Raw genomic sequence first — 10,035 nt, 5'->3', positions numbered from 1 at the left:
GACTAGGATTAAGGTCTGCCTAACCTAAGGGAGTCTGGTCCGTGGAGACCGAACGGTGAAGCGGGGCAAGAGACTTGGCCCCGTACTACTGGTGGCGCTGCTCGGCGCTGTTCTGGTGGTGCTCTGTCTGCTGTCGCTCGCGCTGGGCGCCGCAAGCGTTCCGCCGGACCAGGTGATCCGGACGCTGTTCGGCGACGCGCCGAGCCGGTTCGTGGACAACATCGTCTGGTCGGCACGGGTGCCGCGCACCACGCTGGGCCTCGCGGCGGGCGCCGCCTTGGGCCTGGCGGGCGCCCTCATGCAGGCCCTGACCCGCAATCCCCTCGCGGACCCCGGGATCCTGGGGGTCAGCGCGGGTGCCACCTTCGCCATCGTGCTGGCGGTGGGGGTGTTCGGGTTCGGCTCGTTCTACGGGTACGTCTGGTTCGCCTTCGCGGGCGCGCTCGCGGCGAGCGTCGTGGTCTACCTCCTCGGCGGCCTTGGACGTTCCGGCCAGACGCCGGTCAAGTTGGCGCTCGCCGGTATCGCGGTGACCTCGCTGCTCACCTCGTTCACCAGCGCCATCGCTCTGACCGACCCGGACGCGCTGGACCGCTACCGCTTCTTCACCGCCGGTTCGATGGCCGACCAGGACGGTGCCACGGTGCTGCGGATCCTGCCGTTCCTCGCCGCGGGCGCCATATTGGCCCTGGCCTGTGCGCCGGCGCTCAACAGCCTGGCCCTCGGCGAGGACGTGGCGGCCTCGCTCGGCCGAAACCTCGGCCTGGTCCGGCTGCAGGGCGTCGCCGCGGTCACCCTGCTGACCGGGGCCGCGGTCGCGGTCATCGGCCCGGTCGTCTTCATCGGCCTGGTGGTCCCCCATGTCGCCCGGGTCCTCACCCAGATGGCGGGGATCGGCCCCGACCACCGCTGGCTGCTGCCGCTGTCGGCCGTCCTCGCCTCGAGCCTGCTGCTCGCCGCGGACATCATCGGCCGCCTCGTCGCACGGCCGACCGAGGTCCAGGCGGGCATCGTCGTCGCCTTCATAGGCGGCCCGTTCTTCATCGCCATGGTCCGCCGACGCCAGCTCGCGGAGGTGTGACCATGGCCAACCCAAAGTCCACCCTCACCAAGTCCCCCTTGGACTCCGGCACTTCGCCCGCCCCCACACGCGTCCGCTCCTACCGCACCTTCCGGCTGGCCGTACCGCCCGTCTCGGGGATCCTCCGTCCCCGTCTGGTGGCGCTGAGCACGGTGCTCGCCACGGCCACCTTCCTGCTGTTCTGCTGGGGCCTGACGATCGGCGACTATCCGATCGCCTTCGCCGATGTCGTACGCGCGCTCGTCGGCAGCGGCGACCCCGGCACCGTCCTCGTCGTCCAGGAGCTGCGGCTGCCGCGCTCCCTGGTCGGTCTGCTGGCCGGGATCGCGTTCGCCGTCTCCGGGGCGCTGTTCCAGACCATGACGCGCAATCCGCTGGCCAGCCCCGACATGATCGGCCTCACCCAGGGTGCGGGCACCGCCGTGGTCGCGGGCATCGTGCTGGGCTGGGACGCCGGCCTCGGCACCCAGGCCCTCGGACTGCTCGGCGCGCTGGCCACGGCCCTGATCGTGTACGCCCTGGCCTGGCGGCGCGGCACCACCGGCTACCGGATCATCCTGATCGGCATCGGCGTGGCCTGGATCTGCACGAGTGCCACCGACTATCTGGTGGCCAAGGGCGGACGGTTCCAGGCGCAGGCCGCCCTCGGCTGGCTGGTGGGCAACCTCAACGGCCGTACGTGGGACCAGGTCGGCCCGCTCGCGATCGCGCTGGCGGTGCTGCTGCCGGCGGCGCTGCTGTTCGGGCGTCTGCTGCGCACCCTCCAGCTCGGCGACGATGTCGCCACCGGCCTCGGTACCAGGGTGCAGTTGGTGCGCCTCTCCATCCTGCTCACCGGGGTCGGCCTGATCGCCTTCGCCACCGCGTCCGCGGGCCCCGTCGTCTTCGTGGCGCTCGCCGCACCGCAGATCGCCCAGCGGCTGGCCGGTACCGCCTGGCCACCTGTAGTCGCCTCGGGGCTGACCGGGGCCCTGATGGTCCTGGGCAGCGACCTCATCGCCCGCACGCTCGTCTCCGGCACGGAACTGCCGGTCGGAATCGTCACCGGCGTGCTCGGCGCGCCGGTCCTGCTCTGGTTGCTCGTCCGCGTGAACCGCGCGGGTTCAGGAGGTTGATCCATGTCGGTTGAACCCAAGTCGGCGGGCGCCTCGTCGAGCAGCGACCCGGACCTGCGGGCCAGCGGACTGCGCCTGGCGTACGACAACCGGCTGGTCGTGGACGGCCTCGACCTGGCCGTGCCGCCCGGCCGGATCACCGCGATCGTCGGCGCCAACGCCTGCGGCAAGTCCACGCTGCTGCGTGCCCTGGCCCGGCTGCTCGCACCCCGTGAGGGCGCCGTCCACCTGGACGGCCGTGCCCTGCAGTCCATACCGTCCCGGGAACTCGCCCAGCGCCTCGGCATCCTGCCGCAGAGCCCGGTAGCCCCCGAGGGGCTGACCGTCATCGACCTGGTCAACCGCGGCCGTTCACCGCACCAGACCTGGTGGCGGCAGTGGTCCAAGGCCGACGAGCAGGCCGTGCACCAGGCGCTGGCCGCCACCGCCATGACCGACCTCGCGGACCGTCCGGTCGACGAGCTCTCCGGCGGGCAGCGCCAGCGCGCGTGGATCGCCATGGCGGTCGCGCAGGGCACACCCGTACTGCTCCTCGACGAGCCGACGACGTACCTGGACCTCGCCCACCAGATCGACGTACTGGACCTGATCACGGACCTCAACCGGCGCGAGAACCGCACCGTCGTGATGGTGCTGCACGATCTCAACCAGGCCTGCCGCTACGCCGATCACGTCGTCGCCATGAAGTCCGGCCGGATCGTCGCCGAGGGCCCGCCGGCCGAGGTCATCACCGCCGAGACCGTGGCGGACGTCTTCGACCTGAGCTGCAAGATCACCCTGGACCCGGTCAGCGGCACACCCCTGGTCATTCCGATGGGGCGCCACCACGGGGCCGACACGGCTCATCCGGCCCGTACGTGACTGACGGCGGCGCCCGCGAGCCGGGTGGCCAGTTGGCGCAGCCGTTCCTCGGACGGGTCGCCGCCGACCGTGAGGTTCAGCGTCTCGACCGCCGTCTCGCCGTCCTGGATGTACGAGCGGTGCACCACCACGACGCGGCAGGTGTCGGGCCCTTCCTCGTCCGGCTGGATCACCGCGGTGCGGCCCCCGATCCGGGTGAGGGTCCCGTCGGCCGCCGTTGGTGTCTCGCCGCGGTCGAACCGCAGCTCGGCCCACAGGTCGTTGGTGGTGCTGTGCCACTTGCAGTCCCAGTTGCCGAAGCCGATGTCCGGATCCCCGGCGTCGATGCCGGGGATGACTTCGAGGGCGTCCGCGGTGAGCAGGGTGCAGGCGTCCTGGTGGATCAGTGACGTCTTCGGCAGCTGGTCCGAACGCCGGGGCAGCTCCCCGCGGTTGAGCACCTGGACCGCGTACTCGGTGGCGGCTTCGGCCATGTCGCACAAGGGCGCGCTGCCCTCGTCCTGTTTCGCGACGACCATGATGTTGACGTCGGGATCGCCGGCCGGCAGCAGAGCCTTGACGCAGGCGTCGCCGTCGTCCGCCTCGTCCACCACACCGGTGGTCTCCTTCGGCGGCGACAGCTCGGAGGCCCCGCTGGTGTCGAAGAAGACCTCCACGTCCACGGGCTCGTCCTCGCCGGTGTCCACGATGACGTCGCACCGGTCGAAGTTGCCGTAGTCCCGGTCGAGGTCCGCCTCGCCGAAGGGCTTGAGCACAGATGTGGAGCTCAGGGCGCAGAGGTCGGCCGTACGGTGATCCCCGATGACGGATCCCGCGTTCTTCGACTGCGAGGCCGCCGAACCCGTCGCCCCCGGGGCGCTCGGCACCGCTTCCGTCCTGTCGCCCTGTGCCTCCCGGTCGTCGGGGATGATCCGACCGACCAGGAACGCCACGGCCAGGGTGAGTACGGCCGTCGTCGCCACGAGGAACAGCCGGGACCGTACCAACGCCGCCGCCCTCCCCCGGAGTTCGCTCCGTGGGGCGTCATCGGGCGGGAGGACCTCGCCGACGTCCGGAACGGGACCCGTCCTGGTGTTCCGTCCGGGTTCCGCGGGCGGCAGCGGTTCCTGAGGTCCCGCGACCTCCTCCAGCAACCGCCGGGCCTCGGTCGCCGTCGGCCGGTTCTTCGGCTCACGGTCGAGCACGGCGGGCAGGATGTCGCTCAACACCCCGATGTCCTCGGCCAGTTCGACCTCGCCCCGGGCGGCCTGCCGCTGCGCGACGTACGGATCCACGTCCTCGCCCGCGCCGGGGCGCGGCGACCGGCCGGTGACCAGGTCGTAGAGCAGGGCGCCGAGGGAGAACACATCGGACGCCGGCTCCGGCTGCCCCTGTACGACCTCTGGCGCGGCGTAGTCGGGTGTGTAGCTGACGGCGCCGTTCGGTGTGATCGTCTCCTTACCGCCGACCCGGTACGCGGCTCCGAAGTCGGCGAGTTCGGCAAGCCCCTGGCGGGTGACGACGACGTTGCCCGGCTTGACGTCTCCGTGCACGAGCCGTTCGGCGTGCAGTGCGGCCAGCGCGTCGGCGATCTGGGCGCCCACACGTGCGGCCCGCTCCGGAGACATCGTGGGCCGGTCCTCCAGGCTGCCGCCAGACACGTACTCCATCACCAGCCAGGACGTCGACTTACGGCGTCCACCCGCCCGTTCGTCGCCGGGCAGCGTGAGTACGTCGTGCAGGGTGACGACATGGGGATGGCTGAACGGTGCCAAGGCGCGGGCCTCGGCCTCCAGCCGGTCGAATCCGGTGGGGGTGTCGTCCGCCGGCCGCAGCCGCTTGAGGATGACATCGCGGGGCAGGCGTTGGTCGCGGGCCAGCCACACCTCGCCGATACCCCCCTTGAGAGGGCCTTTCACAAGCCGGTAGCGCCCACCGACCGTCGTGCCCAGGCGCACCAGCACTCCCCTCGCCCGCCATTCGGAACCTCAGTCTCCGCCTCTGCGGGGCCCGCACGTACGGGGTGAGCACACAGTCACACAGCGCTTTCACCGGATTTTCGCGTTCCGTCCAGGGACGGGATCAGGGCAGGGATCAAGTGCCGTTGGCCCACTGACACCAGGCCGATTCCGGATCGGCGTACAAGGTGAACCCCGGGTCGCCGGTGACGCACTCGCGGATGCGGTCGGGGGCGCCGATGAGATGGAAGCGCACGGCAGGATCCTTGGGGAACAGCGCGCGCAGTTCGCCGTCCGAAAGCCCGTCGGCACAACGGAGTTCCTGCAGATCGAGGAAGAACTCCCGGTGCCCTTCGTCGACTTGATCGTGCAACCGATGTCTCAGCTGCCGTCGCGTGGTGGCGCCCAGCGTGCCGCTGGCCGCCATCCACAGGCGAAACGGCGCCTCAGCCAGCAGGCGCATGCGAATGACCGTGATTTCCAAGGGTGTTGTGCTCCAGTGGCGCGTGCGTCGCGGTGCGCGCCGTATGCCCGCTTACCAGCCGTGACCTTGCTACTCCACCTCGTACGCCGCCAGAAGTACGCGCCCCGCGACTGCGCGAACCCTCCCCTCGCCCCACACAGGCGTAACGACGCGCTCCACATGCCGCTGCGTCAGGAAAGGGCGCGTCAGGATAGGGACCCGCCCGTCTCTCCGGTGAGCTCGCGCAGTCGGCGCAGCACCGCGCCGTGTTCCGGGCGGTGCAGGGGCGAGGCGGACAGCAGTTGCGTCAGCACCTCGCCGAGCGGCCCGGCACGGCGCGGCGGCGCGGGAGTCGGCGGGTAGCCGCTGCCCGCCCCCTCGGCGAACGGCTCCCTGCCCTCGACGGCGAAGTACAGGGTCGTACCGAGCGCGAACAGGTCGGACGCCGGTGTGGCCGAACCCCCGTACAGCTGCTCCGGGGCGAGATAGCCGGGCGTGCCGATCACCCGCTGCGGCCCGGTGTGGGACACGGTGCCCGCCATGCGGTGGGCGATCCCGTAGTCGGTGAGGACCACGCGCGCGTGCGGGCGCCCCGAACCGTCCGGTGCCAGAAGGATGTTGGACGGTTTCACATCCCGGTGCACGATCCCGATGTGATGCCCGGCGGCGAGCGCCTTGAGCACGGCGAGACCGATCCGCGCCGTCTCGCCGGCCGACAGCGGCCCCTCTCCCGCCCGCAACCGCTCCTCGACCACCGCCTCCAGGGTCGTGGCACCGCGGACGTACTCCATCACGATCCACGGGAAGCCGTCCTCCTCGACGACGTCATGGACCGTCACCACATGCGGCGCCTCGCGCAGGGCGGCAAGACTCCACGCCTCGCTGAGCGCCCGGGCAGTCCGTACCTCCGGACTCTCCTCCCCCGGCACGGCCCTCGTCCGTACGACGACCTCCTTCACCGCGACCTCCCGGCGCAGCCGCAGGTCGTACGCCAGCCAGACGCGTCCCATGCCTCCGGTGCCGATCGGCTTGATCAGCCCGTACCGCTCGGCGAGGACCCGCGCCCAGGGACCGCGTGCCTGGCCGTCGGGCGCGGACGGGCGCGGGGGCGCCACATTGGTGTCCCCGTGCTCCTGCTCGATCTCGTCCATCTGCGTTGCCCCGGATGCCGGATGCCTGGCATGTCGTCCGTACGCCGTCAGTACATCGTCAATGTGCCCTCGGTACTACCTGGTCAGTGCGGTCAGTACGCGGGTTTCAGCGCCCCCGCGGGAAGCTTCGTGCCGTCCTCCTGGATCACCGTGCACATCACCCAGCGGAACCCGGCGTCCCACTCGTCTTCGTTGGACGACCAGCCGTCCATCTCATGGCCCTTGCCACGGGCCCAGTTGACGCCGTACCTCTCCTCGCAGAGGTCTTGCTCGTCGGCGCTCTCAATGGAGTCGTTGCCCGAGGACCACGTCCAGCCGACGGCCTGTTCGTGGTGCGGCTCATCGCAGCTGACCAGGTAGAAGGTCCAGATGTCGTCCTCCTCCTCGGTGTTGAAGCAGTCGCCCGGGCCCATCTGCGTCACGTACACCTCCTCGCCCTGCGTGCGGTACTCGCCCAGCGGGCCTCCGAGGGTGGCCTTCTTCAGGAAGACCAGACAGGCTGTGTCCGGTGGCTGGCTCTGCCCGGCGGCCGGCGGCAGTACGTGCAGGACGGGGTCGGGCATGGTCTTGCGCAGCTTCTCCGTACGCTCGGCGCACTCGGTCCGCGCGGACGAGGCGCTGGAACTCGGTGTCGCACCGGACGCCGGTTGCGTGCCGGACGCGACGGTCGTGATCACCTGGCCCTCGGGGTCGCCATCGACGCAGTCGACGAGCTCCAGCTCGGGCTGCCCCTTGAACTCGCCCTCCTCCCAGTCGGCATCCACACACTGCCCGGGCATCAGCCCGTCCTTCAGGCCCACCCGAGTGCCGTACGGGAAGGGGCTGCGGGTGGTGGTCGGAGTCGGGGTCGGGGACGCGCTCGCCTTCGGCTGTTGCCTGGTCTCCGCGCGCTGCCGCTGTCTGTCGTCGCTGTACACGGCGGCACCGACGCCGAAGCCGCCGGCCGCCACGAGCACGCCGACGAGTGCCAGCAGGGCCGGGAGCCGCCATCCCTGGGTGCGGGGCGGGGCCTCGGCTCCGGGGCGGGTGGGGGTGATGTCCCGGTCACCATCACCGTCGCCGTCGCTGTCCCCGGCCGTGTCCCCATCGCCGGAACGGGGAGCTTCCTCACGGACGGCGGCTTCGACCCCCTCAGGGGCGCCAGCCTTCTTGGGCGCGCCGGGCTTCTCCGGGGCGCCGGCCTTCTCAAGGGTGGCGGCCCTCTGAGAGACGCCAGCCTTCTCCGAGGCGGCTCCAGCCACCGGCGCAGCCTTCCCCTCCCCGGCCTCCGCGGCCTCCGCCAGAAGCTCCGCCGCCTCCGCAGCCTGCGTACGGTCCAGCGGGTTCTTCGCCAGCAACCCCATGATCACCCGGCTGAGCCGCTCGCCGGCCCGCTGCGGCGGGGAGGGTTCCGTCTCCAGCAACGCCATCAGGGCCGCTTCGGGAGTGTCCCGGTCGAAGGGTCCCGCGCCCTCGACGGCGAAGTAGAGGGTGACTCCGAGGGAGAAAAGGTCGGAGGCAGGGGTCGCCTCACCGCCGTGCACCCGCTCCGGGGCCATGTAGCCCGGCGTGCCGATCACCACACCGCTCCGGGTCAGTCGGGTCTCCCGCGGCCGGAGCGAGATGCCGTAGTCCGTGAGCAGGACACGGCGGTCGGCGACCCCGGAGTGGTCGGGCGCGAGCAGGATGTTGGAGGGCTTCACATCCCGGTGGATGATGCCGAGGCGGTGCCCGGCGGCGAGTCCGTCGAGGGCCGCCGCCCCGATCCGGGCCACCTCGTCGGCGGGCAGCGGGCCGCGGTCCCGTACGGCGGCACTCAGGTCCATGGTGCCCGGCAGGTACTCCATCACGATCCACGGCAGGCCCTCGTGCTCCACCACGTCGTACACCGTGATCACATTCGGGTGTTCGCGCAACTGGGCCGCCTTCAGCGCCTCCTTGCGCCCGCGGGAGGCACGGTCGCCGGAGGCCTCGTCCGGCAGTACCGGGACCTCGATCTCCTTGACCGCCACCTGGGCCCGAAGCTCCTGGTCCTCGGCGCGCCAGACGCTCCCCATCCCTCCGGAACCCAGCCGCTGCCGCAACCGGTAGCGCCCGGCTATGACCCGTTCCTGCTCCCCTGCCACGTACCGCTCCCCTCACAGTGCGTGTGATCAGCCGACGACCACACGACGTGCTCAACCGACCGCCAGGGGGTCATGGTTACGCGAGACTCCCGGGACCCCTCCCGGTCACGCCCTCCCAGCCGTTTTCAGGCCAGGGCCTCGGCGCGCGGGGACTGGCCCGCGTACGCCGCCCTCAGCACCTCAAGGGCCCCGCCCATCGTGACCGTGCGCGGATTGGGGTACGCCTCGGCGGCTGTCTGTCCGGCTGCCACTGTCAAGTCGTCGTCGGTCAGGCCGAGTTGGGCGAGGGAGCGGGGTGCGCGGAGGCGTCCGGCCAGCTCCCAGAGGGCGTGCGGGGCGTTGTCCGTGTCGAGGGCGCGGTTGAGGGTGGTGATCGCTTCGGGGACGGCGGGTGCGTTGTAGGCGAGGGCGTGCGGGAGGACGACCGTGTGCGTCTCGGCGTGCGGCAGGCCGAAGGTGCCGCCCAGTACATGGCACAGCTTGTGGTGCAGGCCCATGGTGGTCGCGCCCAGGCAGGAGCCGCAGAGCCAGGCTCCGTAGAGGGCACGGCTGCGTGGCCCGATGGCCTCCGGATCGGCCGCCACCCGTGGGAGCGCGGACGTCATCGCGCGGACGCCCTCCTCGGCCATCAGCGCGACGAGGGGCGAGGTGTCGGGGGCGTACAGCGCCTCCGCCGCATGGGCGACGGCGTTGAAGCCGCTGGTCACGGAGAGGGCCGGGGGCAGACTCAGGGTGAGTTCGGGGTCGTAGACGACGCTGCGGGGCAGGACGGCCGGGTCGCGTCCGGTGCGCTTGACGCCGTGCTCGGTGACGCCCCAGACGGACGTCATCTCGGAGCCGGCGTAGGTGGAAGGCACAGCGATCAGCGGCAGGCCCATGCGCAGGGCGATCGCCTTGCCGAGGCCGATCGCGCTGCCGCCGCCGACCGCGACACAGCCGTCGGCGCCCGCCGCGTGCGCCACCTCGACGGCCCGGTCGGCGATCTCGACGGGGACCTGCATACGGGCCTCGGAGTGCAGTCCCGCGCACAGGGAGCCCAGCGAGTTCGCGACCGCACGTGCGGTGACCGCTCCCTGCCTGCCGCACACCACCAGCAGCCGCCGCAGACCGAGCCGTCCGGCCTCGTCGGCCGGCGCGGTCGTCGCGGCACCGGGCCGGAACACGACCCGTATCGGCCGGCTCTCGAAGGAGAAGTCCGGGACGTTCATGGCATTCGTGCTGTTCATGGCGTTCATGGCTTCGTGGCGTTCATGAGGGGCGCTCCGGGGTGAGCGGCGCGTGTACGAGGAGGCTGCTCTTTTCTGCGAATACCGCGTGCGAGC

Annotated in this window: 8 protein-coding genes; 3 read left to right on the top strand and 5 right to left on the bottom strand. The window is 71.4% G+C overall.

All coding sequences use genetic code 11. The features are described 5' to 3' along the window. Positions 1–55: 55 nt before the first annotated feature. The 3 genes from ACYVO6_RS14550 to ACYVO6_RS14540 are packed head-to-tail and all read left to right on the top strand — an operon-like array spanning position 56 to position 3,057. Positions 56–1,081 (top strand): FecCD family ABC transporter permease, encoded by a 1,026-nt coding sequence (locus ACYVO6_RS14550; protein ID WP_461061124.1) that lies wholly within the window; start codon positions 56–58, stop codon positions 1,079–1,081. Positions 1,082–1,083: 2 nt separating this feature from the next. After that, positions 1,084–2,196 carry a FecCD family ABC transporter permease gene (locus tag ACYVO6_RS14545; protein ID WP_461061122.1) on the top strand — a complete coding sequence of 371 codons (1,113 nt, stop codon included), beginning with the start codon at positions 1,084–1,086 and terminating at the stop codon, positions 2,194–2,196. Positions 2,197–2,199: 3 nt separating this feature from the next. After that, entirely contained in the window at positions 2,200–3,057 is an 858-nt protein-coding gene (locus ACYVO6_RS14540) for an ABC transporter ATP-binding protein (RefSeq protein WP_461061120.1), read from the top strand. Here the strand turns inward: ACYVO6_RS14540 and ACYVO6_RS14535 are convergent. The 5 genes from ACYVO6_RS14535 to ACYVO6_RS14515 all read right to left on the bottom strand — a co-directional run bounded on the left by ACYVO6_RS14535 (position 3,039) and on the right by ACYVO6_RS14515 (position 9,939). Next, entirely contained in the window at positions 3,039–4,994 is a 1,956-nt protein-coding gene (locus ACYVO6_RS14535; protein WP_461061118.1) for a serine/threonine-protein kinase, read from the bottom strand. The two genes, ACYVO6_RS14540 and ACYVO6_RS14535, sit on opposite strands and share 19 nt — an antisense overlap. Positions 4,995–5,130: 136 nt before the next feature. Then, the gene (locus ACYVO6_RS14530; RefSeq protein ID WP_461061116.1) at positions 5,131–5,478 is read right to left on the bottom strand and encodes an STAS domain-containing protein; all 348 of its coding nucleotides are present in this window, start codon (positions 5,476–5,478) and stop codon (positions 5,131–5,133) included. A 185-nt stretch (positions 5,479–5,663) separates the two neighbouring features. Further along, entirely contained in the window at positions 5,664–6,608 is a 945-nt protein-coding gene (locus ACYVO6_RS14525; protein WP_461061114.1) for a serine/threonine-protein kinase, read from the bottom strand. 92 nt (positions 6,609–6,700) lie between these two features. Next, on the bottom strand, positions 6,701–8,713 hold the full coding sequence (locus ACYVO6_RS14520; protein ID WP_461061112.1) for a serine/threonine-protein kinase: 2,013 nt from the start codon (positions 8,711–8,713) through the stop codon (positions 6,701–6,703). A gap of 125 nt (positions 8,714–8,838) precedes the next feature. After that, complete coding sequence (locus ACYVO6_RS14515) at positions 8,839–9,939, bottom strand: maleylacetate reductase (protein WP_461061110.1); 1,101 nt, start codon at positions 9,937–9,939, stop codon at positions 8,839–8,841. Positions 9,940–10,035: the final 96 nt, after the last annotated feature.

It is taken from the genome of Streptomyces pseudoechinosporeus (assembly GCF_054783935.1).
This window is presented reverse-complemented; position numbering and strand designations above follow the sequence as displayed.